Source organism: Zhihengliuella sp. ISTPL4 (assembly GCF_002848265.1).
GTDB lineage: Bacteria > Actinomycetota > Actinomycetes > Actinomycetales > Microbacteriaceae > Microbacterium.
This window is the reverse complement of record NZ_CP025422.1, coordinates 1,253,076-1,279,115: the sequence shown is the minus strand read 5'-3', so window position 1 is coordinate 1,279,115 and position 26,040 is coordinate 1,253,076. Positions and strand designations below refer to the sequence as shown.

The 26,040-nt window shown below is 70.2% G+C and carries 23 protein-coding genes; 13 read left to right on the top strand and 10 right to left on the bottom strand.

All coding sequences use genetic code 11. The annotated features are described in order from the left end of the window. Window positions 1-5: 5 nt before the first annotated feature. From mtrB to raiA, 4 genes are all read left to right on the top strand, one after another. Window positions 6-1,685 (top strand): MtrAB system histidine kinase MtrB, encoded by a 1,680-nt coding sequence (gene mtrB, locus CYL12_RS06205; protein ID WP_101846479.1) that lies wholly within the window; start codon window positions 6-8, stop codon window positions 1,683-1,685. Then, window positions 1,682-3,400, top strand: a complete 1,719-nt coding sequence (locus CYL12_RS06200; RefSeq protein ID WP_233486847.1) for an LpqB family beta-propeller domain-containing protein — start codon at window positions 1,682-1,684, stop codon at window positions 3,398-3,400. The genes mtrB and CYL12_RS06200 overlap by 4 nt, the downstream gene beginning before the upstream one ends. Window positions 3,401-3,500: 100 nt before the next feature. Continuing rightward, a complete protein-coding gene (locus CYL12_RS06195; protein WP_101846477.1) occupies window positions 3,501-4,148 on the top strand; it encodes a ComF family protein in 648 nt (215 codons plus the stop codon). Window positions 4,149-4,280: 132 nt separating this feature from the next. Beyond that, window positions 4,281-4,937 (top strand): ribosome hibernation-promoting factor, HPF/YfiA family, encoded by a 657-nt coding sequence (gene raiA, locus CYL12_RS06190; protein ID WP_101846475.1) that lies wholly within the window; start codon window positions 4,281-4,283, stop codon window positions 4,935-4,937. 66 nt (window positions 4,938-5,003) lie between these two features. On the opposite strand, the gene CYL12_RS06185 is transcribed toward raiA, so the two are convergent. Together CYL12_RS06185 and CYL12_RS06180 are read right to left on the bottom strand one after the other, a co-directional pair. Beyond that, a complete protein-coding gene (locus CYL12_RS06185; RefSeq protein WP_101846473.1) occupies window positions 5,004-6,329 on the bottom strand; it encodes a coiled-coil domain-containing protein in 1,326 nt (441 codons plus the stop codon). Between the two features lie 80 nt (window positions 6,330-6,409). Continuing rightward, the gene (locus CYL12_RS06180) at window positions 6,410-7,036 is read right to left on the bottom strand and encodes a PadR family transcriptional regulator (protein ID WP_101846470.1); all 627 of its coding nucleotides are present in this window, start codon (window positions 7,034-7,036) and stop codon (window positions 6,410-6,412) included. 189 nt (window positions 7,037-7,225) lie between these two features. Between CYL12_RS06180 and secA the strand changes: the two genes are divergently transcribed. Continuing rightward, the gene (gene secA / locus CYL12_RS06175; protein WP_101848694.1) at window positions 7,226-10,030 is read left to right on the top strand and encodes a preprotein translocase subunit SecA; all 2,805 of its coding nucleotides are present in this window, start codon (window positions 7,226-7,228) and stop codon (window positions 10,028-10,030) included. 67 nt (window positions 10,031-10,097) lie between these two features. After that, window positions 10,098-11,324 carry a pyridoxal phosphate-dependent aminotransferase gene (locus tag CYL12_RS06170; protein WP_101846468.1) on the top strand — a complete coding sequence of 409 codons (1,227 nt, stop codon included), beginning with the start codon at window positions 10,098-10,100 and terminating at the stop codon, window positions 11,322-11,324. Here the strand turns inward: CYL12_RS06170 and CYL12_RS06165 are convergent. Continuing rightward, window positions 11,215-12,495, bottom strand: a complete 1,281-nt coding sequence (locus CYL12_RS06165; RefSeq protein WP_158297103.1) for an AAA family ATPase — start codon at window positions 12,493-12,495, stop codon at window positions 11,215-11,217. The genes CYL12_RS06170 and CYL12_RS06165 overlap by 110 nt on opposite strands. Next, window positions 12,492-13,112 carry an SAF domain-containing protein gene (locus tag CYL12_RS06160; protein WP_101846466.1) on the bottom strand — a complete coding sequence of 207 codons (621 nt, stop codon included), beginning with the start codon at window positions 13,110-13,112 and terminating at the stop codon, window positions 12,492-12,494. Before CYL12_RS06160 ends, CYL12_RS06165 begins: the two co-directional genes overlap by 4 nt. Window positions 13,113-13,210: 98 nt before the next feature. Here CYL12_RS06160 and CYL12_RS06155 point away from each other — a divergent pair, with 98 nt between their 5' ends. Further along, window positions 13,211-13,489 (top strand): helix-turn-helix domain-containing protein, encoded by a 279-nt coding sequence (locus CYL12_RS06155; RefSeq protein ID WP_101846464.1) that lies wholly within the window; start codon window positions 13,211-13,213, stop codon window positions 13,487-13,489. 3 nt (window positions 13,490-13,492) lie between these two features. Here the strand turns inward: CYL12_RS06155 and CYL12_RS06150 are convergent, their stop codons facing one another. Continuing rightward, window positions 13,493-14,104 carry a hypothetical protein gene (locus tag CYL12_RS06150; protein ID WP_101846462.1) on the bottom strand — a complete coding sequence of 204 codons (612 nt, stop codon included), beginning with the start codon at window positions 14,102-14,104 and terminating at the stop codon, window positions 13,493-13,495. A 160-nt stretch (window positions 14,105-14,264) separates the two neighbouring features. On the opposite strand from CYL12_RS06150, the gene CYL12_RS06145 reads away from it, so the two are divergent. Together CYL12_RS06145 and CYL12_RS06140 are read left to right on the top strand one after the other, a co-directional pair. Continuing rightward, a complete protein-coding gene (locus CYL12_RS06145) occupies window positions 14,265-14,651 on the top strand; it encodes an Rv3235 family protein (protein ID WP_101846460.1) in 387 nt (128 codons plus the stop codon). 24 nt (window positions 14,652-14,675) lie between these two features. Continuing rightward, window positions 14,676-16,160: a sensor histidine kinase gene (locus CYL12_RS06140; protein ID WP_101846458.1), complete on the top strand. Its 1,485-nt coding sequence runs from the start codon at window positions 14,676-14,678 to the stop codon at window positions 16,158-16,160. Window positions 16,161-16,219: 59 nt separating this feature from the next. Here the strand turns inward: CYL12_RS06140 and CYL12_RS06135 are convergent, their stop codons facing one another. Then, window positions 16,220-16,468: a WhiB family transcriptional regulator gene (locus tag CYL12_RS06135; protein WP_017203224.1), complete on the bottom strand. Its 249-nt coding sequence runs from the start codon at window positions 16,466-16,468 to the stop codon at window positions 16,220-16,222. A 229-nt stretch (window positions 16,469-16,697) separates the two neighbouring features. Between CYL12_RS06135 and CYL12_RS06130 the strand changes: the two genes are divergently transcribed. Next, window positions 16,698-17,084, top strand: coding sequence for a hypothetical protein (locus CYL12_RS06130; protein WP_101846456.1), 387 nt, complete (start codon window positions 16,698-16,700; stop codon window positions 17,082-17,084). A 12-nt stretch (window positions 17,085-17,096) separates the two neighbouring features. Here CYL12_RS06130 and bcp read toward each other — a convergent pair whose 3' ends face one another. From bcp to aroA, 3 genes are read right to left on the bottom strand one after another with little or no spacing between them, the layout of a single operon-like run. Beyond that, window positions 17,097-17,570, bottom strand: a complete 474-nt coding sequence (gene bcp / locus CYL12_RS06125; protein ID WP_101846454.1) for a thioredoxin-dependent thiol peroxidase — start codon at window positions 17,568-17,570, stop codon at window positions 17,097-17,099. Window positions 17,571-17,579: 9 nt separating this feature from the next. Beyond that, window positions 17,580-18,650: a ribosome small subunit-dependent GTPase A gene (rsgA, locus tag CYL12_RS06120; RefSeq protein WP_101846452.1), complete on the bottom strand. Its 1,071-nt coding sequence runs from the start codon at window positions 18,648-18,650 to the stop codon at window positions 17,580-17,582. A gap of 3 nt (window positions 18,651-18,653) precedes the next feature. Then, window positions 18,654-19,970 (bottom strand): 3-phosphoshikimate 1-carboxyvinyltransferase, encoded by a 1,317-nt coding sequence (gene aroA / locus CYL12_RS06115; RefSeq protein ID WP_101846449.1) that lies wholly within the window; start codon window positions 19,968-19,970, stop codon window positions 18,654-18,656. Between the two features lie 66 nt (window positions 19,971-20,036). On the opposite strand from aroA, the gene CYL12_RS06110 reads away from it, so the two are divergent. From CYL12_RS06110 to CYL12_RS06100, 3 genes are read left to right on the top strand one after another with little or no spacing between them, the layout of a single operon-like run. After that, window positions 20,037-20,699: a sigma-70 family RNA polymerase sigma factor gene (locus CYL12_RS06110; protein ID WP_101846447.1), complete on the top strand. Its 663-nt coding sequence runs from the start codon at window positions 20,037-20,039 to the stop codon at window positions 20,697-20,699. Continuing rightward, window positions 20,696-20,941, top strand: coding sequence for a zf-HC2 domain-containing protein (locus tag CYL12_RS06105; protein WP_025103064.1), 246 nt, complete (start codon window positions 20,696-20,698; stop codon window positions 20,939-20,941). The genes CYL12_RS06110 and CYL12_RS06105 overlap by 4 nt, the downstream gene beginning before the upstream one ends. Before the next feature lie 49 nt (window positions 20,942-20,990). Continuing rightward, complete coding sequence (locus CYL12_RS06100; RefSeq protein WP_101846444.1) at window positions 20,991-22,292, top strand: GNAT family N-acetyltransferase; 1,302 nt, start codon at window positions 20,991-20,993, stop codon at window positions 22,290-22,292. 63 nt (window positions 22,293-22,355) lie between these two features. Here the strand turns inward: CYL12_RS06100 and CYL12_RS06095 are convergent, their stop codons facing one another. Beyond that, window positions 22,356-26,039, bottom strand: a complete 3,684-nt coding sequence (locus tag CYL12_RS06095; RefSeq protein WP_101846442.1) for a multifunctional oxoglutarate decarboxylase/oxoglutarate dehydrogenase thiamine pyrophosphate-binding subunit/dihydrolipoyllysine-residue succinyltransferase subunit — start codon at window positions 26,037-26,039, stop codon at window positions 22,356-22,358. Between the last annotated feature and the right edge of the window lies 1 nt (window position 26,040).

Sequence of the window (26,040 nt, the reverse complement as noted above, 5' to 3'; positions counted from 1 at the left end):
CTCCGATGGCCGCGACGACTGCGACCACGGCCGTCGCGGTTCTTCGCGACTGGCGCGGCTGGCCCGATGTGCTGGCGGCGCTGTGGCGGCGCTCGCTCCGGTTCCGCACTCTCGCGATCACCCTGGTCGCCACCTCGCTGGCGATCTTCATCACCTGCGTCACGATGGCGCTCGTCATCCAGAACGATCTCTTCGTCTCGCGGAAGAACGTCGCCCTGGAGGACGCGCGGCGTGCGGTGGACCAGGCCCAGTCCCTCCTGGACGTCGCGGAGGTAGGGGACGACCCGGCGGCCCTGACGGATCTCTGGAACGGCATCCCCGACACCCTCTCGCGCGCGTCCAGCGCCGACCTGCTCGCCGGATTCAAGATCCAGGACGGTTCAGGTGCAGTCCGGCTCAACGGGTTCACGGCCGGGCTCACGCCGGACCTGCTGAGCCCGGAGCTGCAGGCCAGGGTTCGCGAGTTCGACGACCGGCAGGCGTGGCAGTCCGTCGCCCTCCCCACGGAGGACGGCGGCGTCGTGCCCGGCATCGTCGTGGGGCAGCAGCTCCAGGTGCCGCAGGCCGGCTCCTTCGAGGTCTACTTCGCCTACGATCTCGCCGACGCCGATCAGACCCTCGTGTTCGTGCAGCGCACGCTCTGGATCGCCGGGATCGGGCTGGTGGCCATCGTCGCGGCCATCTCCTGGATCGTACTGCGGACCGTGTCCACACCGATCGTGCAGGCGGCTGAGACGAGCGCCCGGCTCGCGGCGGGCGATCTCGGGGTTCGTCTGGAGGTTCACGGCGAAGACGAGCTGGCGACGCTGGGGCGGTCCTTCAATGCGATGGCCGACAGTATCGAGGCGCAGATCAAGGAGCTCGGCGAGCTGTCCATGGTCCAGCAGCGCTTCGTGTCCGATGTGTCGCACGAACTGAGGACCCCGCTGACGACGATCCGTCTCGCCGCCGACATGCTGAACGACCAGCGCGAGGAGTTCGATCCCACGACCGCACGCACCGCCGAGCTCCTGTACGCCCAGGTGCAGCGGTTCGACACCCTTCTGGCCGACCTGCTGGAGATCAGCCGCTACGACGCCGGGTCGGTGCAGCTCGAGCTGGAGGCGACGAGTCTCGCGCAGCTCGCGGAGGACGTCATCGAGCAGATGCGGCCCCTCGCGGAAGGACACGGCACGGAGATCCGCCTCGTGGCACCGGGCGGCTACTCGCCGGTGGACATGGACCCCCGGCGCGTGCGGAGGGTGCTGCGCAATCTGATCGGCAACGCGATCGAGCACGGGGAGGGGCGTCCGGTCGTCGTCACGGTGGACAGCAACCAACACGCCGTGGCGGCGGGCGTCCGCGACTTCGGGCTCGGTATGGACCCGGGAGACGCGGAGCGGGTGTTCGACCGCTTCTGGCGCGCCGACCCGTCGCGCCAGCGCACGATCGGAGGCACGGGGCTCGGGCTGTCGATCGCCCTCGGCGACGCGACTCTGCACGGCGGGACGCTGGCGGTCTGGTCGGAGCTCGGGGTCGGCTCGCACTTCGTCCTCACCATCCCGCGCCATGATCGGGTGCTGGACGGACCCAGCCCGATCACGGTGGAGCCGCAGGAGCCCCTCGCGGAGCTCGGGGATGCCACGCAGCCGATCTCCATCGCCGAGGCGTACTCTGATCTCCTCGACGGGAAGGACCAGTCATGAGCACGCGCGCGTCGACCCGGGCGATCCGGGGCGCCGCCCTGGCGCTGGTCGCTCTGCTGCTCCCCGCCTGCGCCGGCCTGCCGACGAGCGGGGACGTCGCGGTCGGCCTCGAACTGGGGGAGTCGCCGGACGACGTCGACGTCCTCCCCGTCGCCTCCGGACCGATCGCGGGTGCGGGCCCGGAGGAGATCGTGGAGGGCTTCCTCGAGGCGGGCATCACGACCTCGGACAACTGGGCCACGGCGCGCGAGTTCCTGGCACCGTCGCTGCAGCGGAGCTGGCGGCCCTCCGCCGGCGTGTCCATCGACGTCGGTCCGGAGGCACGGACGCTGACCTCGGACCTGCCCGACGATCAGGTGGAGGACGCCGAGGAGGCCGAGGTTCAGGTGCTGCTCGAATTGGTCGCGAGCGTGGACGAGTCCGGCGCCTACAGCGGCGCCCCCGGCGACTCGAGCGTCCCGTTCGCGCTCGCTCGAGGCGAGGACGGCGAGTGGCGCATCACCCAGGCGCCCGACGGCATCGTGATCGACGAGACGCGATTCCCGAACGTCTTCGAGGGCTACTCGTTGCAGTGGTTCGATGCCACCTGGTCCCGGCTGGTCCCCGACATGCGGTGGTTCCCTCGGCGTCAGAGCCCGGCGACGACGGTGACCCAGGCCCTCGTCAGCGGCATACCGGCGGAGTGGCTCGATCCGGCGGTACAGACGGCCTTCCCCGCCGACGTGCAGCTGGCCCAGGACGCGGTGCTCATCACCGCGCAGGTGGCCGAGGTGGCGCTGACACGGCCGGCGGCGAGTCTGGACAGCACCACCCTGGCCCGAATGCGTACCCAGCTGCAGGCGACGCTGAAGGCAGCAGGCGTGAACGTCACCCAGGTGCGCTTCAGCGTGGATGGCCGGGCGCTCGACGCCGAGGTGGTCGAGGTCGTCGGTTCGGCGTCCGAACCGGGCACCCTCGTGCTGAAGGAGGGCGCCTTCGGCCGCATCGTCGGAGATGAGATCGCGTCGATCCCCGGGATCAGCGCGCAGATCCAGGCCGTGTCGCAGCCGATCGAGGCCATCGACGTCGCCGCTGACGACAGCTCCGCTGCGTTGCAGTTGAACGACGGCCATGTCTACCTGGCCGCCGAGGACTCTCTCGACGAGCTGGACGCCCGTCCCGGGCTGGTGCGGCCGTCCGTCGATCCCTACGGCTACGTATGGTCGGTCCCCGCGAGCGAACCTCAGGCCCTGCAGGCCATCGGCGCGGATGTCGTCGGCCACAAGGTCGCCGGCGCGTGGCCGAGCGCCTCGTCGGTCTCGGATGTGCGCGTGGCGGCGGACGGCGCACGCGTCGCGGCGGTGGTCGTCGTCGGCGGCCAGCGCTGGGTGGTCGTGGCCTCCGTGGTCCGGGACGGCTCCGGGGTGCCCACAGAGCTCGGCGAGGTACGACAGCTCCTTCAGCTGACCGAGCCGTCGACGGGACTCGCCTGGCTCGGGCCGGATCGGCTGGCGGTCCTCACCGACTCGACCACGCCGCGCCTCATGGTGCAGCCGGTCGGTGGACCGGGGTCGGCGGAGACCGCGCCGATCAATGCCGGATCGGTCGCCGGAGCCAGGACCCCGGCCGGGGTGCGCATCCTGGATACCACCGGTCAGCTGTTCGCTCACGCCGGTTCGGCGTGGCGGGAGGTCACCGAAAGCGTCTCCGTCCTCGCCACGCGCGCCGGCGAGTGACCTTCCTGCACCGATCGGGCGAAGGCCGGATCTCTTCGCGTTGGCGGTCCGACCCGCCGAGGAGACACAGGGAGCACGATCTCTGCGGCAGGATCTCGGCATGGGGATCACGACGCGGATCGCCGCGCTCGCTGCCGAGACGGGAGCGCTGTTGCTCGCAGCGACCTGTGCCGGCTGCGACCGGCCGGGTACGTTGCTGTGCGATGCCTGCCGGATCGCTCTCGTGCCGATGCCGCGCGACGTGCGGACCCCGGCGGGGCAGCGGGTCCGTGCGGCGATCGCGCTGGAGGGACCTGCCGCGTCCTGCATCCGCCGGCTGAAGGGCGAGGGACAGACTCACCTCGCGCGGCCGCTCGGCGCGGCGCTGGCCGCCGTGCTCCTTCCGGAACTCCCGCCAGGGGGCTGGGTGATCCCGGTGCCGACGTCGCGTGCCGCTTTCCGACGGCGGGGCTATCGGGTCCCGGATCTCCTCGTCCGGCGCGCCGGCGCCGAGCCACAGCGTGTCCTCACCCTCACCAGACGCGTGCGCGACCAGCGTGAGCTTCCTGCCGCGGGCCGCGCGGAGAACGTCCGTGGCGCGATGGACGCACGGCGAGAGGGAGACGGTGCGCCCGCCGTGGTCGTCGATGACGTGGTGACGACGGGAGCGACGCTCGACGAGGCCGCCAGGGCTCTCGCCTCCGCCGGCTTCGTGGTCGTCACGGCTGTTGCGCTCGCCGCCACGCCGAAGTCCGTCGGATCCGGATGAGGTTCATCGGAGACTCACCGGAGACACAGGGCCATGGGGCCGTGACATCCGCCGCGGGTCGGACTACGGTGGGGTGTCACAAGGCGACCACGGTCCGCCCTTGGCCGGGTGGACCGGGACAAGGAGGCAGCAATGGAAACGAGCATCGTGGGCGTCGGAGTGGGCATCACCGATCGCTTCCGCACCGTCGTCGATGAGAAGATCGCCAAGATCCAGACACTCGCCGCCAAGGCGCAACGCCTGGACGTGAAGGTCACCCACCGGGCCTACCGCAACGGCCGCGTCCCGGACGAGACGGTCGAGCTGACGCTGGTCGGCAAGGGCCCCGTCGTCCGCGCGGAAGCCGTCGACGGCGACAAGTTCGTGGCGCTCGACCTCGCGATCGACAAGATGACGGAGCAGCTCCGCCGTGCGAAGGAGAAGCGGGTCGACGGGCGGCAGCATCCGCGTGGTCCGCACTTCGAGAAGGGCAGCGGCTCACTGGAGGGCATCGACGTGCAGCCGGCCTCCGCCGAGGTGCTGCGCGCCGTGGCGACCGGCAGCATCCCCGTGCAGAACGAGGAGGAAGAGGACTACTCTCCTGTCGTCATCCGCACCAAGAGCTTCGAGGCCGAGTGGATGACGGTGGAGGAGGCCGTCGACCGGATGGAGCTCGTCGGGCACGACTTCTTCCTGTTCGTCGATGCCCGCACCGACCACCCGAGCGTCGTCTACCGCCGCAAGGGCTGGGACTACGGCGTCATCGCCCTCAGCACGCAGGCGCCGCCTGCCGAGGCGCTCGCCTCCTGACAGACCGAGAACGGCCCGGTCCCCGCGGGGACCGGGCCGTTCTCGTGTGCAGGCTCCGCGAGGCGGTCAGTCGAAGATGCCGTCCAGAAGGCTGCCGATCACGAGGCCGCCGAGGAGGCCGGACGCGATGTCCCCGCCCCCCATGCCGCCACCGCGTCGAGGGCCGCCACCCCAGCCGCCACCCCAGTCCTGGTCCTGCGGCCGGGACGAGTCGATGTCGCGCTGCGCGAGCTGGAGGGCTTCCGCGGCGAGGTGCGCGACGCGGCGTGCCTGGGCGAGCGCCGCCTCACGGGTCTCCTCGGCGGGAAGGAGGGTCGGCAGGTCGACACGAAGGCGCTCGGCCTCGGCGAGCCGGGTGCGCGCGTCGGCGCCGATCCAGCCGCGGTGCCCGGCGATGAGTCCGCGGGCGACGCCGAGCTGACGGTCGGCGTCGTCCATGGCGTGCTGCACCTGCGCGATGCTCGGCAGCGGGTTCTCGGCGCGGTGCCGGGCGGTGGCGATGGCGTCGTCGAGACCGGCGTTGGCCTCGCGGAGGCGGGACAGCTCCGCGAACGGGTCGTTGGGCTGGCCGGACGGTGTGAGGGCGGCGAGGGCCGCCTGCAGTCGGGCGACCGCCTCCGCCACGGCCGGTGTGGAGGGGGCGCTCCGTGCAGCGATGAGATCGTTGCGGGAGTCGGCGATGACCTCGGCCAGCGTCGACTCCGCGCGCAGGGCTTCGATCTCGAAGTCCTCGACCGCGTCGAGCAGCGCCCCGGCGCGACGGGTCGCCTCGGTCGCCGTCTCCAGCGCGAGGTTGGCCTCTTCGTTCTGCTTCGCGGCACGGCGACGCTCCGAGATGTCGGCGCTGTGTGTCGCGAACCGGATCAGCTGTTCGGCTTCGGCGGCGCTGGCCGTGATCTGATGCATCGCGGAATCGGAATAGCGGGCGGAGAGGCGGGAGACCGTCTCATCCGTGTGCGGGATGCGGGCGCTCAGCGCCTCGGCGTCCGCTCTGACCTGCGCGATGATCTCCGGTGCTCGGCGCACGGTCGCGATGGACTCGGCGAGCACCGCGGTCTTCTCGTCGAGGAGATCCTGCGCCCACTCGCAGAGCTGCAGGATGCGGGCGTTCCTGGTGCGCAGCTCCTCGTCGGTGTCCGGGATCTCGTCGTGGTTGAGCTGGTGGAGCTGGAAGGCCTCCCGCAGGTGTGTCCGTACCGACAGCAGCGCGGCCTTGAGGTCGGCCGTCAGCGACTCGCCGAGTTCGGCCTCCGCGAAGACGAGCTCGTCGGACGTGGTGCGGATCCGCTCGTCCGCGGCGACGAGCGCCTGCTCGGCGCGGCGGGCGAGATCCGCGTCCTGCGCGGCGAGTTCTTCCTGTTCGCGTTTGCGTCTGCCCCAAAATCCAGCCATGAGCCGATCCTAGTTTCCCCGGCGCCTGCACGGGCTGAGCATCCGCTCCAGGCGAACGGCCGGGGTCGCCGTCCGGGGCCTCAGGCGGGTACCGTGTCCACCTCGCCCATGCTCGCGGGCGACGCCTTCGCGGGGCGACCCCGTTTGGGCCGTTCCGTCGTCAGCTCCAGCGCCATCTCGGGGTGCGGGTGGCGCGAGAGCCGCGCTTCGGCCTGCGCGAGCCAACGGAGCTCCGCCTCGGCGGCGGAGACCAGCGAGTCGAGGACGAGTGCACGCGCGAGGTCCTCCGGGCTGCCGGCGGCGAGGCCGGACGAGGAGGTGCGGCGCAGATCTTCCAGGCGTCGCTGCGAGGCATCCCGTTGCACGCGGAGAATCTCCGTGGCGTCCACACCCGGCAGCGTGGCGGCGACGGCGAGCTTGACGGCGAGCTCCTCCCGGGTCGCCGGGGCGCGGAGAACGGGTGTGTCGAGCCAGCGCGCCGCCTCCGTCGAACCGGCCGCGGTGATCCGCCAGTACACGTGTCCGTGCTTGTCGGCGTCCCCGCGCTGGACGAGGCCATCGCGCTCGAGGCGCTCCAGGGTGTTGTAGATCTGTCCGACGTTCAGCGGCCAGGTGGACCCCGTGCGGCGGTCGAACTCATGGCGCAGCTGATAGCCGTAGCAGGGACCCTGGTCGAGGATGGCGAGCAGGCTCTGGCGTACGGACATGGCGGATCTCCGGAAGTCGGTGGAGGGAAAGCAGTGCCGAGTATATGCATGCCGGGCAATCTCCTCGACGCGGCGCGGCGATCCCATGCAGGCGACGTGGAGGTCACAGCCCGGTAACATGGCAAAGTATGCCTGGCGCACGCCTCACGGCGGCCGGGCTGATGACCCAATGACAGGGAGATGACATCCGTGGCGAATCCTCTTGAGAAGCTGCTGCGTGCAGGTGAGGGGCGGATCATCCGCCGTCTGAACCAGGTGGTGAAGGCGGTGAACGCCCTCGAGGAGGACATCTCCCAGCTGACGGACGACGAGCTGCGCAACGAGACCGCGGAGCTGCGCGCCAGGTACGAGAAGGGCGAGACGCTCGACCAGCTCATGCCCGAGGCCTTCGCCGCCGTCCGAGAGGCCGCGAAGCGCACCCTGAACATGCGCGCGTACGACGTGCAGATCATGGGTGGCGCCGCGCTGCACCTCGGCAACATCGCCGAGATGAAGACCGGTGAGGGCAAGACGCTCGTCGCGACCTTCCCCGCGTACCTCAATGCGATCGCCGGCAAGGGCGTGCACGTCATCACCGTCAACGACTTCCTCGCGAGCTACCAGGCGGAGCTCATGGGGCGCGTATACCGCGCTCTCGGTATGACGACGGGCATCATCGTCTCCGGACAGACCCCCGCCGTCCGCCGCGAGCAGTACGCCGCCGACATCACCTACGGCACGAACAACGAGTTCGGCTTCGACTACCTCCGCGACAACATGGCCTGGCGCAAGGAGGACCTCGTCCAGCGCGAGCACTTCTTCGCGATCGTCGACGAGGTCGACTCCATCCTCATCGACGAGGCACGGACGCCGCTCATCATCTCCGGACCGTCGTCCGGCGAAGCCAACCGCTGGTTCGCGGAGTTCGCCAAGATCGCACGCACACTCGTGGCCGGCGAGGACTACGAGGTCGACGAGAAGAAGCGCACCGTCGGTGTCCTGGAGCCCGGCATCGAGAAGGTCGAGGACTACCTCGGCATCGACAACCTGTACGAGTCGGCCAACACGCCGCTCATCTCGTTCCTGAACAACTCCATCAAGGCGCTCGCCCTCTTCAAGAAGGACACCGACTACGTCGTGATGAACGACGAGGTCATGATCGTCGACGAGCACACCGGTCGCATCCTCGTCGGACGCCGCTACAACGAGGGCATCCACCAGGCGATCGAGGCGAAGGAGGGCGTGCCGGTCAAGGCCGAGAACCAGACCCTCGCCACCGTCACGCTGCAGAACTACTTCCGCCTCTACGACAAGCTCGCCGGCATGACCGGTACCGCTGAGACCGAGGCCGCCGAGTTCATGTCGACCTACAAGCTCGGCGTGATCCCGATCCCGACGAACAAGCCGATGATCCGCAAGGACCAGCCGGACCTCGTGTACAAGAACGAGGCGGCGAAGTTCGCGCAGGTGGTCGAGGACATCGCGGAGCGCCACGTGAACGGTCAGCCCGTCCTCGTCGGCACGACCAGTGTCGAGAAGAGCGAGTACCTGTCGCGCCTGCTGGCGAAGAAGGGCGTCAAGCACGAGGTCCTCAACGCCAAGAACCATGCCCGCGAGGCGGAGATCGTCGCCCGCGCCGGGCGCCTCGGCGCCGTGACGGTCGCGACCAACATGGCCGGCCGCGGCACCGACATCATGCTGGGCGGGAACGCCGAGTTCCTCGCGGTGCAGGAACTGAAGGCCAAGGGGCTCGACCCGGTGGAGACGCCGGACGAGTACGAGGTCGCCTGGGACGAGACCTACGAGACCATGAAGAAGGTGGTCGAGGAGGAGGCCGAGAAGGTCATCGAGGCCGGCGGCCTCTACGTGCTCGGCACCGAGCGTCACGAGTCGCGCCGCATCGACAACCAGCTGCGCGGTCGTTCCGGACGTCAGGGCGACCCCGGTGAGAGCCGGTTCTACCTGAGCCTCACCGACGACCTCATGCGGCTGTTCCAGTCGGGGGCCGCCGAGGCGATCCTGGCGCGGACGAACTTCCCCGACGACGTACCGATCGAGTCGGGCCTCGTGTCCAGGGCGATCCGCAGCGCGCAGTCGCAGGTCGAGGCGCGCAACGCCGAGATGCGCAAGAACGTCCTCAAGTACGACGACGTCCTGAACCGTCAGCGCGAGGCGATCTACGCCGACCGCCGTCACATCCTCCAGGGCGACGACATCGCCGACCGGGTGCAGCACTTCATCGAGGACGCGATCAGCGGCGTCGTGAAGGACCACACCGGCGAGGGTCACAACGAGAGCTGGGACTTCGACGCGCTCTGGACCGAGCTGAAGACCCTGTACCCGGTCAGCGTCACGATCGACGAGGTCGTGTCGGAGGCTGCCGGACGCAAGGGCGGCATCACCGCCGAGGGCCTGACGCGCGAGCTCCTCTCGGACGCGAAGATCGCCTACGAGAAGCGCGAGGAGTCGCTGGGCGAGGCCGCGACCCGCGAACTCGAGCGTCGCGTCGTCCTGCAGGTGCTCGATCGCCGCTGGCGCGACCACCTGTACGAGATGGACTACCTCAAGGACGGCATCGGCCTGCGGGCGATGGCGCAGCGCGATCCGCTCATCGAGTACCAGCGCGAGGGCTACGCGATGTTCCAGTCGATGATGGGCCAGATCAAGGAGGAGTCGGTCGGCTACCTCTACAACCTCGAGGTCGAGGTGCGCCGAGCCGGCGACGCGGAGACCGCGGAGGTGGAGGCCAAGGGCCTCGCCACCGACGGGGGAGAGCAGCGGCTGGAGTACTCCGCGGCGAACGACGCCGGCGAGGTCGAGGTCCGCAACGACCGCGGGCAGGTGCAGCAGGCGGCGACCGACCGGATGCGGCAGGCCGCGGCGCGCGCCCAGGCTCCGCAGGCGGCTGAGCCCGAAGAGGCTCCGCGTGGGGCCTTCGGCCAGCGCACGGAGCAGAGCACCCCGGCGGCGGGCAACCGCGAGCAGCGCCGCGCGCAGAGCAAGAAGAAGAAGTAGCCTTCGGGTGACGAGGAGGGCCAGTCCGTGCGGATTGGCCCTCCTTTCGTCGCTGTAGGCTTGATCGATGACTCCATCGCGCACCTTCGACCAGTCGTCGAAGCTCAAGAACGTCCTGTACGAGATCCGCGGAAACGCCCTCGTCGAGGCGGCGCGACTGGAAGCAGAGGGCCACCGGATCCTCAAGCTCAACACCGGGAACCCGGCGATCTTCGGGTTCGACGCCCCGCACCAGATCGTGCACGATATGCTCGCCGCGCTCCCTACGGCCCACGGCTACAGCGACAGCAAGGGCATCATCTCGGCACGCCGGGCCGTCGTGAGCCGGTACGAGGAGATCGAGGGGTTCCCCCGCTTCGATCCCGATGACGTCTACCTCGGCAACGGCGTCTCAGAGCTCATCACCATGACGATGCAGGCGCTCCTGGACGAGGGCGACGAGGTCCTCATCCCGGCGCCGGACTACCCGCTGTGGACGGCGATGACGAGCCTCGCGGACGGCACGCCCGTGCATTACCTCTGCGACGAGGACAACGGCTGGCAGCCTGACCTCGAGGACATCCGCTCGAAGATCACCCCGCGCACCAAGGCGCTCGTGATCATCAATCCGAACAACCCCACGGGCGTCGTGTACTCGCGACAGGTGCTGGAGGGTCTCGTGCAGATCGCGCGCGAGCACCAGCTGCTCGTCCTCTCCGACGAGATCTACGACCGCATCCTCTTCGACGAGGCCGTGCACATCCCGACGGCGACCCTGGCGCCGGACCTGCTCTGCCTCACCTTCAACGGCCTGTCCAAGACGTATCGCGTCGCCGGCTATCGGTCCGGCTGGATGGTGATCACGGGACCGCAGGACCATGCCAAGGGCTTCATCGAGGGCATCACCCTCCTGGCATCGACCCGACTGTGCCCGAACGTCCCGGCGCAGCACGCCGTGCAGGCGGCGCTGTCCGGCGTCCAGTCGATCGACGCCCTCATCGCCCCGACCGGGCGGCTGCACGAACAGCGCGATATCGCCTGGGAGGGGCTGGAGGCGATCCCCGGCGTCTCCTGCGTCAAGCCTCAGGGGGCGCTCTACGCGTTCCCCCGCTTGGATCCGAACGTCCACGAGATCCGCGACGACGCCAAGCTCGTCTATGACCTGCTGGTATCCGAGCACATCCTGCTCGTGCAGGGGACCGGCTTCAACTGGCCGACGCCGGACCATCTGCGTCTCGTGACCCTGCCAGAGCCGCGAGTGCTGAGCGAAGCCGTCGAGCGCCTCGGGAACTTCCTGTCGAGCTATCGGCAGTAGCCTCCGCGGGGGCGACGGGGTCGAGGCCGGCGGCGAGCCGGCGCACGGCGGCGACCAGCGCCGAGCGCGGCGCGATGTCGGAGATCGGCCGGGCGTGGAGCAGGGCGGCGTCGACCGCCCGACGATCCAGCGGGAAGAAGGCGACGTCGCTCAGGTCGGCGAAGCGGTGCAGTGTGCGGCGAATCTGCGTACGGGCGTCGAGTCCGAGCGGCCCGGGCCGGACCTGGTTCACCACGACGGTCACGGGCGTCTGCCCCACGAGTCGACGAACCTCCGCGTGGTCGCGGAGGAAGCGGCTGATCCCCAGCGGATCCGCGGCCGCCACCGCGACGATCCGATCTGCCTCGCGGAGCGCGGCGGAGGTCGCGGCGTGCCGGCGCGGGCCGACCATGTCGTATGTCGCCTCGTCGTCGGCGTCGATCGCGGCGGAGACGTCGACGATCGTCTCGTCGGCCCAGGTCCGGCAGACGGATAGCGATGCCCGCACGCGCGCGTCCGACAGCTCCGGCCAGCGGCTCGGGCGGTTGATTCCGGCGAGAACCTGGATCTCTGTGCCACCGGCCGTCAATGCAGCGGAGAGGCGGCTCAACTCGGCACGATCGAGCGCCCCCGCGTCGGCACGGCGACAGGCCGCGGCGAAGCCCGGGGCGTCGTCCTCGATGCCGAGGAGCAGTCCCAGGGCGGGAGCCACGGTGTCCGCGTCGACCAGCGCCGTGGTGCGGCCGAGACGCGCGAGCTCGACGGCGAGCTGCACGGCGACCGTCGAGCGTCCTGGCGCCCCGTGCGGACCCCATACCGTCGTGACCCGAGACGGAGACACCGGCGACGACGGGTCGGAAGACACCTCGGCGCTCAACGCCGCCGCGATCTCCCAGCCGGCCGCTTCCGTGCGCATCGGTGGTGTGAGGCCGAGCCGGACCACGGCCCGGCCATCCGTGCCCCCGAGCGTGAGGATGCGCACTCCGGCGCGATCGCACGCCGTCAGCAGCGCGGGCGTGAGCACCGCCCTGCGCGCGGGGACGACGACGGCGACCACATCGGCGTGCAGGCGCGCCACGATCGCGGCGGGGGAGGCGGAGGGGAGGCTGATCGCCGCGACGCCCTCCCACTCCAGCTCGGCAGCGAGCTCTCCGGAGCGGGGTGCGTCGATGGCCACGAGGACGACGCTCACGATCCGGCTCCGACCGGGACGACGGAGAGCGCCGCGCCGCCTGTGACAGCCGCGAGGACGGCGGCGACGTCGCTTCGGTCGATGACGATCTCGAGTTCCGCCGTCCCCTCCGCGAGCAGCCCCTCCGGCTCCAGGACCGACCGGACGACGACGTCCCCGACGAGGATGCGAGGTTCGTCATAGGAACGGCCGTCGTCGCGCAGGGGAGCCTGCCAGATCTCGACCTCGGCCCCGGTGGTCACGTCGTCGGGGAGGCCGATGCTGCTCTTCACGACGACCGTCGTCGTGCGCGTGTTCTCCGCCGCCGTCGTCGCGGCGCGTGGTATGAGCTCGCCTTCGGTGATGGTGCGGGCGGCCACCTGCCCCGCGGCGAGCTGTCCCGGCCGCAGGTACTCGTCGGACACAGCGCCGAGGGCGACATCGACGGTCGCGAAGTCCGACGGACGGAGGGTTTCGCCGCGGACGATCGTGCGTCCGGCTCTGAGTACCGGCGTCGCCTGATCCCCCGAGGTGAGGACGAACCAGACTCCGGCGATCGACGCGAGGACGAGCACGATGCCGACCACGAAGCGGATGTCGCCGCGGAAACGACGAGAGGAGCGGGAGAGCGGGGCCATGGCGATATGGTCACAGAAGCACGAGTCAGAGCCTCCGAGTTATCCACAACGTCTCGACCGTCGGGCCGCCGCAGCGCTGCCGCGCTCAGAATGAGGGGATGACACCCGCGCCCCCGCACGCCCGTCGTTTCCTCGCGCCTGCTCAGGTGGCGGAGCTGCTGAGCGTCGACGTCGACGAGGTGATCACGCTCGTGCACGCCGGCCAGCTCCGCGGCGCCCCTCTCGGTGCTCCCGCACGCTGGCGCATCGAGGAGGCGAGTATCGAGGAGTACCTGGCTGCGCAGGCGGAGGAGGGTCGCCGGATGGCCCTGTGGCGGCAGTCGCAGGCGGCGAGCTTCCCGGAGCTGTGGGGTCCCTCGACGACCCGGATCGGGTGAGCGTCAGATCGTCGTCGTCCCCTGCACGCGGATCGTCACGAGCGCCGCATACGGCACCATCCGGAATCCGCGCACGACCTCGGCCCGGCGCGCGGAGCCGCTGTCGTGTTCGGCCAGGTCGAGGTGATCCGCGGCGGCGCGATCGATGGTGCCGTGCAGGTCGTCCCCGGCGAGGAGACGGAGCCGCACCGGCAGGCGACGGCGGGCGAGATCGCGGAGGATGAAGCCCAACGTCATCCGCTCCCGGAGGGTCGTCGGGTCGCGTTCGGCTTCGCTGAGACTCGCGAGCAGAGAGCCGTGGTCGACCGTGAGGCCGAAGATCGCCGACGCCGGGATGAACAGGACAGAGCTCGGCACACCCGCGCCCTGCGGCACGCGGGAGACGGCGGCGAGCCAGTCGACGCCCAACGAGCGCAGCCCCACGGGCACGTGAGCGCCGTCCGCCAGGTGGAGCGTCGCCGCCGCCTGTGCGCCGCACAGGTGGCGTAATCGCGTCCGCAGGTCGAGACGCGCGACGCGGAGGCGCTCCGATTCGGCGTCGCGGGCGGCGCGTTCCGCCTCCCACTCCGCGGCAAGCTGTCCTTCCAGGTCGTCGAAGAGGGATTCCCAGTGCACCCGACCGAGCGTAGGGGCGGTGCTCCTCGCGTCCGAGTTATCCACATCGGCCTGAACCAGCGGCCTACGGGTTGTCCACAGACCTGCATCCGCGTCCTCCCCCCGGCATCCGCGGCGTGTTCTACTGACGGCTCGCTGACGCCTCCGAGGGGAGATCGAGATGATGCTGGCCGAGTACTTCGGACCTCAGCCCACCCCTGCCGATGAGCTTCCCGACCCTGCGCCTCTCATCCGCAGCCTCACGCAGGGGGCGCTCGAGGCCTTGGCCGGGGTGCGGGAAGTGGACCAGCTCGCCCGCTGGTTCAGCGAGGAGGCGTACCGCAGTGTCGTCACCCGGGCGAACCTCGCCGCTCGCGCGCGCAGTGCGCGGGGTGTCACGCCGACGCGACCGACCTTCGTCATCCGGGCCGTGCGTGTGACACACCCGCGGGACGGCATCGTGGAGGCGGTCGTGGTGGTGGCGGGTCCGGGGCGGACGCGGGCGGTGGCCATCCGGCTGGAGGGGCTGGATCGCCGGTGGCGCGCGACGTCGCTCGCCATCCTCTGAGGCGGGGGAGCCTAGGCTGGAGGGGTGTCAACCCTCAGTGATCTCGCCCACGCCCAGGGCCTTCTGACCGACGACGACGTGGAGTGGCTGCACCGGCTCGCCGGAGACGGACAGCTCCTCGCCGACCTCGCCTCCGCCGACATCGTCCTGTGGATCCAGACGGAGGACGGCTCGTTCATCGCCGTCGCGCACGCGCGGCCCAGCGGCGCCGCCACGCTCTTCTACCGCGACATCGTCGGGGAGAGGGTACGCCCGCAGTGGCGCACGCAGGTGCAGGGTGCCTTCGAGTCCGCGGAGATCGTCGACTCCTCCTCACCCGACTGGTTCGAGGAGACCCCGACGCGCGTACGTGCCGTGCCGATCGTGATCGAGCGGCGCGGCGACGACCGGAGCCCCCGCGTGATCGGCGTGGTGACCCGGCACACGAACCTCGGCGAGGTCCGCACGCCGTCTCGCCAGCAGATCACGTTCGACGAGTGCGCCAACGACCTGTTCCGCATGATCGCGGACGGGAGCTTCCCGGATCTCGCCGCGCCGACGTCGCCGCGCCGGGGCGCACCTCGCGCGTCCGACGGTCTCATCCGCATCGACGTGGACGGCATCACCACGTTCGCGAGCCCCAACGCCCTCTCCGCCTTCAACCGGATGGGCTTCGACGACGAGCTCGAGGGGGAGTCGCTCGCGGAGGTGACGACCCGGCTCGTGCCGCCGTCCCGCCAGGTCGACGAGTCGCTGCCGGTCGTCGTGACCGGCCGTGCGCCGTGGCGGACCGACATCGAGGCGCGCGGGGTCACCGTCTCGCTGCGAGCGATCCCGCTGAAGGACCACGGCACGCGCATCGGGGCGATCGTGCTCTGCCGCGATGTATCGGAGCTGCGCCACCAGGAGCAGGAGCTCATCACCAAGGACGCGACGATCCGCGAGATCCACCACCGCGTCAAGAACAACCTGCAGACCGTGGCCTCGCTGCTGCGGATCCAGGCGCGGCGAACGCACTCGGACGAGGCGCGCGACGCCTTGACCCAGGCCATGCGCCGGGTGGACGCGATCGCCGTCGTGCACGACACGCTGGCGCAGGGACTCACGCAGAAGGTCGACTTCGATGAGGTCTTCGACCGGGTCCTGAAGCTCGTCGCCGAGGTCGCCTCGGCTCCGAACACGCGCGCACGCACGCAGTCGACCGGACGATTCGGCGTGCTCCCCAGCGAATACGCCACGCCGTTGGCCCTGGCACTGACCGAGGTCGTGACGAACGCCGTCGAGCACGGGCTCGCGGGTCAGGAGGGATCCGTCACGATCGACGCGAAGCGCACCGAGGACAACCTGCGCGTGACGGTGCGCGACACCGGTCACGGACTCCCCGAAGGCCGCGTGGGCCAGGGACTCGGCACCCAGATCATCCGCACGCTGATCCAGGGCGAGCTCGGCGGCACGATCGACTGGCGGGGGAGCGAGGGCGAGGGCACCGAGGTGGTCATCGACATCCCCCTGCGCTGGCTTGAGCGCTGAGGTTCCCCCGGAACACGCAGAAGCGGCCTGAGACGGTGTCTCAGGCCGCTTCGTGAAACTCAGGAGGCGCGGCGAGCGCGGGCGGCGCGGCGCTTGAGGGCGCGACGCTCGTCCTCGGAGAGGCCGCCCCAGACGCCGGAGTCCTGGCTGGTCTCCAGGGCATACTGCAGGCAGATCTCGGTGACGGTGCAGGTCGCGCAGACCGTCTTGGCCTTCTCGATCTGGTCGACGGCCGGGCCGGTGTTCCCGACAGGGAAGAACAGCTCGGGGTCGACGGTCAGGCAGGCGGCCTTGTCACGCCAGTCCATGGGGGCTCCTCGGTGTGGATTTCATGAGATGTCGCGAGGCGACTTCTCGATTCGGGTGTCGGTTCGGGTTCCGCTACCCTGGTGAGATACGGGCGGATGCCCGCTGATTGTGATGCGAACGCGAACGTTCGCCCCACGCCGCTGTGGGAGCACATGACTTTCTCTATTCTGTTACATGAATACCCTGAAATCAAGGGTTTTCTCGTCATTCGATCCCCGGGAGGACCTCGTGCGCGCACCGGGAATCGCCCGCGCCGCCGCCACCGTCCTGGCGATCGAGGCGGTCGCGCTGCTCGTCTTCGCGGCGATCGAGATGGCGGGGCTCGGTGCGGGTGACGCGGCATCGCTGCCGACGGCCATCGCCCTCATCGTCCTGACCCTGATCGGCGCCGCAGCGCTGGCGGCGTTCGCGTTCGGTACCCGCGCCGGACGCTCGTGGGCGCGGTCGGGCGGCGTGGTGTTCCAGGTGCTCGCGATCGTCCTGGCGCTGAGCGCCCTCACGCTGCCGCCCATCCCGTGGGTCTTCGTGTTCGGCGTCGGGGTTCCCGGGATCGCCGGCTTCGCGCTCCTCATCGCGAGCGCGCGCCGGGAGGGGACGCGCCGCGAAGCGGAGTGACCGCTCGGCGCGTCAGGCGTCGATGCCGAGCTGCTTGCGCAGGCGCGTGACGTGGCCGGTGGCCTTCACGTTGTACTGCGCACTCGTGATGATGCCGTCCTCGTCCAGGACGAAGGTCGAGCGGATGACGCCTTCGACGACCTTGCCGTAGTTCATCTTCTCGCCCCAGGCGCCGTAGGCATCGTGCACCGCGTGATCGGGGTCGCTGAGGAGCGGGAACGTCAGACCGTCGCGGTCACGGAAGGCGGCGAGCTTGGCGGGCTCGTCCCGCGACACCCCGACGACCTGATACCCCGCGCCCTGGAGCGACGAGATGCTGTCGCGGAAGTCGCAGGCCTCGGTCGTGCAGCCCGGGGTCATCGCCGCGGGATAGAAGTACAGCACGGTCTTCGTGCCGCGCAGGTCGGCCAGCCGGACGGTGTTCCCGTCCTGGTCGAGCAGCGAGAAGTCGGGGGCGGCGGTTCCGGTTTCCAGGCGTTCGGTCACGCTCAAAGCCTATCGCCCTGGTGGCTGCTCCGCCTTGTCGGCGAAGGTCTGCAGCAGCCGCTGCAGGGAGTCCAGACGGGCGCGCCCCGTCTCGCTCAGCTCCCCGCGATCCGCCGCCTCGATGAGGGCGCAGTCCGGGGCATCCGGCAGGTGGGTGCAGCCGCGCGGGCAGTCCTCCGCGATGACGGCGAGCTCGGTGAAGGCGGCGAGGATGTTCGACGGGTCGACATGCCCCAATCCGAAGGAACGGACGCCGGGAGTGTCGATGACCCAGCCGGTGCCGCCGGTGCCCTCGTAGCGGAGGGAGACCGTGGAGGAGGAGGTGTGGCGTCCACGGCCGGTGACCTGGTTCACGTGTCCGGTGGCGCGACCGGCCGTCGGGACGAGGGCGTTCACGAGGGTCGACTTGCCCACACCGGAGTGCCCGACGAAGACCGTCGAGTGGCCGATGAGCGCCGCGCCGATCTCGTCGACCGGCATCTCGTCCTGTGCGCTCGTGAAGACGCGGAGATCGAGGCCGTCGAAGTGCGCGAGGAAGGGTGCCGGGTCGGCGAGATCGGTCTTCGTCACCACGAGGAGGGGACGGATCCCGGCGTCGAGGGCGGCCACGAGGTAACGGTCGACGAGGCGGGCACGTGGCTCGGGATCGGCGGCGGCGACGACGATGAGCATCTGGTCCGCGTTCGCGACGATCACCCGCTCGACCTCGTCGGTGTCGTCAGCACTGCGGCGCAGGAGCGAGGTGCGTTCGACGATCCCCACGATCCGTCCCAGCGTGCCCTCGTCTCCCGAGGTGTCGCCGACGACGCGGGCCTGGTCGCCCGTGACGATCGGCGTGCGCCGCAGCTCGCGCGCGCGGGCGGCGGTGATCGTGCGCTCCTGCGGGGTGTCCTCGTCGAGGAGCACGGAGTAGCGGCCCCGGTCTACCCCGAGCACGCGACCGATCTGCGCGTCCTCGTGCGCAGGGCGGCGCTTCGTCCGCGGCCGGTTGGCCTTCGGATTCGGACGAGTGCGGATGCTGCTCTCGTCGTAGTCCTCGAAGTCGTCCTCGAGGTCATCGGCGTCGTCCAGCCAGCTCACCTGTCAGCCTCGCAGCATCCGCTCCCAGAGCATGGTGAACTCCGGGAGGGTCTTTGCGGTGGTGCCGATGTCGTCGATCACGACGTCCGGCACGCGGAGGCCGATGAGCGCGCCGGTCGTCGCCATGCGGTGATCGTGGTGCGCGGCCCAGGTGCCGCCCTGCAGCGGACCCGGCACGATGCGGATGCCGTCGGGGAGCTCCTCGGCGGTCCCGCCCAGAGCGCGGAGGTTGCCGACGAGGGCCGCGATGCGGTCGGTCTCGTGGAGGCGGATGTGTCCGATGCCGCGGATGGTGGTCGGACCGTCGGCGAAGGCGGCGAGCCCCACGAGCGTCGGCGTCAGCTCGCTCGCGGCGGACAGGTCGAGATCGAGGCCGCGGATGCCGGAACCGGCGCGCACGGTGAGGACCCCGCCGTGACGGCTGACGTGGGCGCCGGCGGCCTGCAGGATCTCGGGCAGCATGGCCCCGGGCTGGGTCGAATGCGCCGGCCAGCCGGTGATCCCCACGGAACCCCCGGTGATGAGGGCCGCAGCGAGGAACGGGGCGGCGTTGGAGAGATCCGGCTCGATCGGGATCTCCTTGGCGCGGGGAACGCCGGCCTCCACGAGCCACTCGCCGACGGCGGGGCGCTCGATGCGGATGCCGCGGCGGCTCAGCGCTTCGATGGTCATGTCGATGTGCGGCAGGCTCGGCAGGCGCTCCCCGGTGTGCACGAGGTGCAGACCGACGTCGAAGCGCGGCGCGGCCAGCAGAAGACCGGAGACGAACTGGCTCGACGCCGACGCGTCGATCTCCACCCGACCGCCGCGGATGTGGCCGTGGCCCCGGATGGTGAACGGCAGGGCCCAGGTGCCTTCGTCGTCGATGTCGACGCCGAGATCGCGCAGGGCGCTGATGAGCCCGCCCATCGGCCGATGCAGCGCCGTCTCATGGGCGGTGAGGTGCACATCCTGTTCGGCGAGACCGGCCAGCGGTGCGATGAAGCGCATGACGGTCCCCGCCTGGCCGCAGTCGATGGTCGTGCCCCCGCGGAGCTTGCCGGGCGTGATGACGAGGTCAGGGCCGAACTCGTGACCGGCGTCGATCTCCTCGACGCCGATGCCCAGCGCACGGAGGGCCTCCACCATGCGCTGCGAGTCGTCCGAGTGGAGCGGCGCGATCAGACGGCCGGGGCCGTCCGCGATCGCCGCGATGAGGAGTTCGCGGTTGGTGAGGGACTTCGATCCGGGGATCGTCAGCTCGGCGTGCACCGGGCCGTCGACCGTGGGCGCGGGGTAGGCGCCCTGCACACGGGTGGGGGAATACCTTTTGGCGCTCATCGGTTCTCACCTTAGTAAACGCGACGCCGTCCTCGTGAGAGGCGGACTCGGTACGAAGGGAAGAGGATGACTGCGACGCTGGAACGCGAGGTGATCGACCTCAGCCGCCTAGACTGGCCCGTGATGGACGACACCGCAACCGCAGCCACCGTCGGCGACCCTCGGCGCGAGTTCGAGGAGCAGGCGCTCCCCTTCATGGATCAGCTCTACGCCGCCGCGATGCGCATGACGCGCAATCCCGCGGACGCCGCCGATCTCGTGCAGGAGACCTTCGTCAAGGCCTACGGCTCCTGGTCCACGTTCGCGCAGGGGACCAACCTCAAGGCGTGGCTGTACCGCATCCTCACGAACACGTACATCAACATCTACCGCAAGCGGCAGCGCGAGCCCTTCCAGGGCACCATCGACGAGCTCGAGGACTGGCAGCTCGGTGGCGCGGAGTCGACGACGGCTTCGCACAGCCGATCGGCTGAGGCCGAGGCGATCGATCACATGCCGGCGTCGGTCGTGAAGGATGCGCTGCAGGCCGTCCCGGAGGACTTCCGGCTCGCGGTGTACCTCGCCGACGTCGAGGGCTTCGCGTATCAGGAGATCGCCGACATCATGAAGACCCCCATCGGCACCGTCATGAGCCGTCTGCACCGTGGCAGGCGGATGCTGCGGGAGCTGCTGGCCGACTACGCCGCGGAGCGGGGCATCGCCGCGGCTGACCCGAGGAGCAAGGAATGAGCGACTGCGGCTGCGACAAGGCCCGTCAGGATCTGGAGGAGTACCTCCGCAACGAGGTGTGCAAGACCGAGCACGCCGAGATCCGCGAGCACCTGGAGAACTGCCCGGCGTGCCGGGACGAGGCTCTGGTGGCGACGACCCTCACCGAGGTCATCGCCCGCGCCTGCAAGGAGACCGCTCCGGAGGAGCTGCGCGACCAGGTGTTCGCCCGCCTGCGTGAGGTCCAGGCCGCACAGCACTGAGTCACGGTCCGCGCACGGCGCGTCGGAGACCGCCCGTAGGCTGGGGGGCATGGCCCTCATCGATGCGCGCGGGATCCCCGCTGACCAGACCTCCGTCGACCGGCTCGCGGGGCAGGACCTCGACTATCGCGTCCTGGACACGGCGGACGCCACCCGCCTGACCGCCTTCCAACGGGCCATGGCCCGAGGATTCCTCGGCGCGGAACCGTCGGCCGCCGTCCGGGAGGAGGGCGCCGAGACCGTGCGGAGCCGCCGCAACATCGGCGTGTACGAACACGACGCTCCGGCGGACCGCCTGCCCGTCGCGACCATCGACTCCTGGGTGACTCCGCTCACGGTCCCGGGCGGAGAGATCGGCATGTGGGCGATCAGCGGGGTCACCGTTGCCGGCACGCATCGTCGCCGTGGCATCGCGCGAGCCCTGCTGGAGGGCGAGCTCCGTGCAGCCGCCGACGCCGGTCTCCCCCTCGCGGGCCTCACGGTGTCCGAGGCCACCATCTACGGGCGGTACGGCTTCGGCTCCGCCATCCCGGTGTCGCGGTTCACGGTCGACGTCCGTCGCGCGGGATGGGCGGGCCCCGTGCCCGGCGGGCACGTCGAGTACCTCGAGCGCGAGGAGCTCGCCGCCGAGCTGGGGGAGGTGCACGAACGCGCCCGCACCGCGCGGTCGGGCCAGGTCCCCGGGTGGACGGCCCGCTGGGCAGGACTCAGCGGACTCGCGACGAGCGACACGGACCGGGATCGGGTGCGCGGCATCCGGTACCGCGACGACTCCGGGCGGGTGCGCGGCGTGATGGCCTTCCACCTCACCGAGCGCGGCGACACCTTCCGCTTCTCGCTGCACGTCCGGCTGCTCATCGGCGAGACCGCGGAGGCGACGGCCGCGCTGTGGCGGTTCGCCCTGCAGCACGATCTCGTCGACGAGGTCACGGCCGACCTCCGTCCCCTCGACGACGCGCTGCCGTGGCTCGTCGTCGACCCGCGTGGGGTCAGGCAGGAGGTGCACGACCACGGCTGGCTGCGGGTGCTCGACGTCCGTGCCGCGCTCACGGCCCGGACCTACGCCGCACCGCTGGACACCGCGCTCCGCGTCGAGGACCCGCTCGGCTTCGCCACCGGCACGTGGCGGCTGCGTGTCGATTCCGACGGCAGGGCGCACATCGACGAGGTCGCTGACGCCGAGGCGGACCTCGCGCTCGACGTCTCCGCCCTGTCGTCGATCTACGCGGGCGGCGTCCGCGGGGCGGCGCTGCACGGAGCGGGGCGGATCACCGGCGCCGCTTCCGCGGTCGAGGCGCTGGATCGGGCGTTCGTCGCTTTCCCCGCGCCGTCCCTCGACATCTGGTACTGATCCACGGAACCGAGAAGGGCGCCCCGGCCGAAGCCGGGGCGCCCTTCGTCGTGACGGGGACGATCAGCCGAGGGTGACCGCTGCGCGGATCAGAGCGGCCTGCTCGGTGGCGTGCACCTTGGACGATCCCGTCGCCGGCGAAGCCGAGGCGGGACGCGAGACCGGTCGGAACGAACGGTCGCCGGGGACGTCTGCGAAGGCCAGTGCGAGGAACGGCCAGGCGCCCTGGTTCTCCGGCTCCTCCTGAACCCACACGAGTTCGGCATTCGGGTACGAGTCGGTGATCTTCTTCAGCTCGTCGATCGGGGTCGGGTAGAGCTGCTCCAGACGCACCAGCGCGATCTCCGGGTTCGGGTTCTTCTCCAGCTCGGCGCGGAGATCCCAGTGCACCTTGCCGCTGTGCACGAGGACGCGCTTCACGGCGGAACGGTCGAGACCGCGGTCGTCGTCGAGGACCGGCTCGAACCGGCCGCTCGTGAACGCCTCCACCGGGCTGGTCGCACCGCGCAGGCGCAGCATCGCCTTCGGCGTGAACACGATCAGCGGCTTGCGCGGGCGGGCGTAGGCCTGACGACGCAGCAGGTGGAAGTGCGAGGCCGGGGTCGACGGGCGCGCGACGATCATGTTGTCCTGCGCGCAGAGCTGCAGGAACCGTTCGATGCGCGCCGAGGAGTGGTCAGGTCCCTGGCCCTCGTAGCCGTGGGGGAGCAGGAGGGTGACGCTGGACTGCTGGCCCCACTTCTGCTCCGCGGCGGAGATGTACTCGTCGATGACCGACTGCGCGCCGTTGACGAAGTCGCCGAACTGCGCCTCCCACAGCACCAGGGCTTCCGGAGCCTCGACGGAGTAGCCGTACTCGAAGCCGAGCGCCGCGTACTCGCTGAGCAGCGAGTCGTAGACGAAGAAGCGGCCCTGCGCGTCGGACAGGTTCGACAGCGGCAGCCACTCCTGCCCGTTCGCCCGGTCGTGGAGGGCGGCGTGGCGCTGCACGAACGTCCCTCGGCGCGAGTCCTGACCGGCGAGGCGCACCGGGGTGCCCTCGACCAGGAGCGAACCGAAGGCGAGCAGCTCGCCGAAGCCCCAGTCGATGTTCCCGTTGCGGCTCATGTCGAGACGCTTCTCCAGCAGCTGCTGGATCTTCGGGTGCACCGTGAAGCCCTCGGGCTTGTTCACGAACGCGTCACCGATGAGGCGGATGACCTCGGCGGGGACACCGGTGACCTCGGGGGCGCCGACCTGGTCCTCGACCTGCGGGGCCTCCTCCGGAGCGACCGGGGTGGCACCGGTCTCGGCGGCGTGCGTCTCGGCGAAGGCGATCTCCAGGCGGTTCTGGAAGTCGGCCTTGGCCTCGTCGTACTCCTCCTCGGTGATGTCGCCGCGGCCGACGAGCGACTCCGTGTACAGGCGGCGGACGGAGCGCTTGGCCTGGATGAGGTCGGTCATCAGCGGCTGCGTCATCGAGGGGTCGTCGCCCTCGTTGTGGCCGCGTCGGCGGTAGCAGACGAGGTCGATCACCACGTCGCGGTGGAAGCGCTCGCGGTACTCGAACGCGAGCTGGGCGACGTGGATGACGGCCTCGGGGTCGTCGCCGTTCACGTGGAAGACCGGTGCCTGGATCGTCTTGGCCACGTCGGTGGCGTAGACGGAGGTGCGGGCGTCGCTCGGCGTCGTGGTGAAGCCGACCTGGTTGTTGACGACCACGTGGATGGTTCCGCCGGTGCGGTAGCCGCGCAGCTGCGACATCTGCAGTGTCTCGACGACGACGCCCTGGCCGGCGAAGGCCGCGTCGCCGTGGACGAGGATCGGCAACCAGGCGAAGGTGCCGATGGGCTTGCGGTCCTGCTTCGCGCGGACGATGCCTTCGAGCACGCCGTCCACCGTCTCCAGGTGCGAGGGGTTGGCGGCGAGGTAGACCGGCAGGGGGGAGCCGTCGTCGGCGACGAACGTGCCCTCCGTACCCAGGTGGTACTTGACGTCGCCGGAGCCGCGCTGGTTGCCCGGGGTCTGCGTACCCTCGAACTCGCGGAAGACCTGGCCGTACGTCTTCCCGGCGATGTTGGTGAGCACGTTGAGGCGGCCGCGGTGGGCCATGCCGATCGCAGCGCCCTCGAGCCCGGCCGTGGCCGCGCCCTGGAGGATCTCGTCGAGGAGCGGGATCAGCGACTCGCCGCCTTCGAGGGAGAAGCGCTTCTGTCCGACGAACTTCGTCTGCAGGAAGGTCTCGAAAGCCTCGGCCTCGTTGAGCTTGCGCAGCACGCGCAACTGCTCGTCGTGGCCCGGCTTCTGGTACTTGACCTCGACCTTCTCCTGGAACCAGCGGCGCTGCTCCGGATCCTGGATGTGCATGTACTCGATGCCGAGGGTGCGGCAGTACGAGTCGCGCAGCACGCCGAGGATGTCGCGGAGCTTGGCGACGCGGCGTCCGCCGAAACCGCCGGTGACGAACTCGCGGTCGAGGTCCCAGAACGTCAGGCCGTGGCTCTCGATCTCCAGGTCGGGGTGGGAGCGCTGCCGGTACTCGAGCGGGTCGATGTCGGCCATGAGGTGGCCGCGCACGCGGAAGGAGTTGATGAGCTCCTGCACGCGCGACTGCTTGTCGACGCGCTCGGCGAGGTCGACCGCGATGTCGGGGTTCCACCGGATGGGCGCGTAGGGGATGCGCAGCGCCGCGAAGATGTCGTCGTAGAAGCCGCGCTGGCCGATCAGCAGCTCGTGCACCTTCTTCAGGAACTCGCCGGAGCCGGCGCCCTGGATGACGCGGTGGTCGTAGGTGCTCGTGAGCGTGATGGTCTTGCCGATCGCGAGCTCGTTCAGCGTCTTCTCGCTCGCGCCCTGGAACTCGGCCGGGTACTCGAGGGCGCCGGCGCCGATGATGCACCCCTGGCCCTTCATGAGACGCGGGACCGAGTGCACCGTGCCGATGCCGCCGGGGTTGGTCAGCGAGACCGTGGTGCCCTGGAAGTCGGCGGCGGTGAGTTTATTGGAGCGTGCCCGCGTGACGAGGTCTTCGTAGGCGGAGAGGTACTCGGTGAAGGTCATGGTGTCGGCGCGCTTGATGCTCGGGACCATGAGGGCACGGGTGCCGTCCGGCTTCGGCAGGTCGATCGCGATGCCGAGGTTGACGTGCGCGGGAGCGACGACGGAGGGCTTGCCGTCGATCTCGGCATAGAAGACGTTCTGGCTGCGGAACTCGTCGAGGGTGCGGATGAGCGCCCAGCCGATGAGGTGCGTGAAACTGACCTTGCCGCCGCGGGTGCGGGCCATGTGGTTGTTGATGACGATGCGATTGTCGATCATCAGCTTCGCCGGGACGGTGCGGACGCTCGTCGCGGTGGGGACGGTGAGCGACTCGTCCATGTTGGCGGCGAGGGTCTTCGGCAGGCCGCGGAGCGGAGTGATCTTGTCCTCTTCGGACGGCTCCTGGGTCTCCTTGGACTCCTGCTTCGGCTTCGGCGCCTGGGCGGGGATCGGGGCGGCTGCCGCGGGCTTCGCGGTGGTGCGGGCGATCGGCTGAGCGCCGATGACGGGGATCGGGGCGGTCACCGGGTGGGCCGGGGCCGTGGTCGTCGCGGAAGAGGCGGAGCCTCCGGCGGCGGTGGCCTCGGAGTGATACTTCTCCAGAATGGGCCACCACTCCTTGTCGACCGAGTCGCGGTTCTCCTTGAACTGCTCGTAGAGCTCTTCGACGAGCCAGGAATTGGCTCCGAACCCCCCGTCGCCACCGACGCCGGTCACCTGGTTCGACACG

Bases quoted from the DNA above. Each gene is read 5' to 3' on its own strand.
- CYL12_RS06155 (WP_101846464.1), top strand. From the start codon at position 13,211: ATGACACCCGCGCCCCCGCACGCCCGTCGTTTCCTCGCGCCTGCTCAG.
- aroA (WP_101846449.1), bottom strand. From the start codon at position 19,970: ATGAGCGCCAAAAGGTATTCCCCCACCCGTGTGCAGGGCGCCTACCCC.
- CYL12_RS06195 (WP_101846477.1), top strand. From the start codon at position 3,501: ATGGGGATCACGACGCGGATCGCCGCGCTCGCTGCCGAGACGGGAGCG.
- CYL12_RS06170 (WP_101846468.1), top strand. From the start codon at position 10,098: ATGACTCCATCGCGCACCTTCGACCAGTCGTCGAAGCTCAAGAACGTC.
- CYL12_RS06185 (WP_101846473.1), bottom strand. From the start codon at position 6,329: ATGGCTGGATTTTGGGGCAGACGCAAACGCGAACAGGAAGAACTCGCC.
- CYL12_RS06145 (WP_101846460.1), top strand. From the start codon at position 14,265: ATGATGCTGGCCGAGTACTTCGGACCTCAGCCCACCCCTGCCGATGAG.
- raiA (WP_101846475.1), top strand. From the start codon at position 4,281: ATGGAAACGAGCATCGTGGGCGTCGGAGTGGGCATCACCGATCGCTTC.
- CYL12_RS06200 (WP_233486847.1), top strand. From the start codon at position 1,682: ATGAGCACGCGCGCGTCGACCCGGGCGATCCGGGGCGCCGCCCTGGCG.
- CYL12_RS06160 (WP_101846466.1), bottom strand. From the start codon at position 13,112: ATGGCCCCGCTCTCCCGCTCCTCTCGTCGTTTCCGCGGCGACATCCGC.
- CYL12_RS06110 (WP_101846447.1), top strand. From the start codon at position 20,037: ATGACTGCGACGCTGGAACGCGAGGTGATCGACCTCAGCCGCCTAGAC.
- CYL12_RS06180 (WP_101846470.1), bottom strand. From the start codon at position 7,036: ATGTCCGTACGCCAGAGCCTGCTCGCCATCCTCGACCAGGGTCCCTGC.
- CYL12_RS06100 (WP_101846444.1), top strand. From the start codon at position 20,991: ATGGCCCTCATCGATGCGCGCGGGATCCCCGCTGACCAGACCTCCGTC.
- CYL12_RS06135 (WP_017203224.1), bottom strand. From the start codon at position 16,468: ATGGACTGGCGTGACAAGGCCGCCTGCCTGACCGTCGACCCCGAGCTG.
- mtrB (WP_101846479.1), top strand. From the start codon at position 6: ATGGCCGCGACGACTGCGACCACGGCCGTCGCGGTTCTTCGCGACTGG.
- CYL12_RS06105 (WP_025103064.1), top strand. From the start codon at position 20,696: ATGAGCGACTGCGGCTGCGACAAGGCCCGTCAGGATCTGGAGGAGTAC.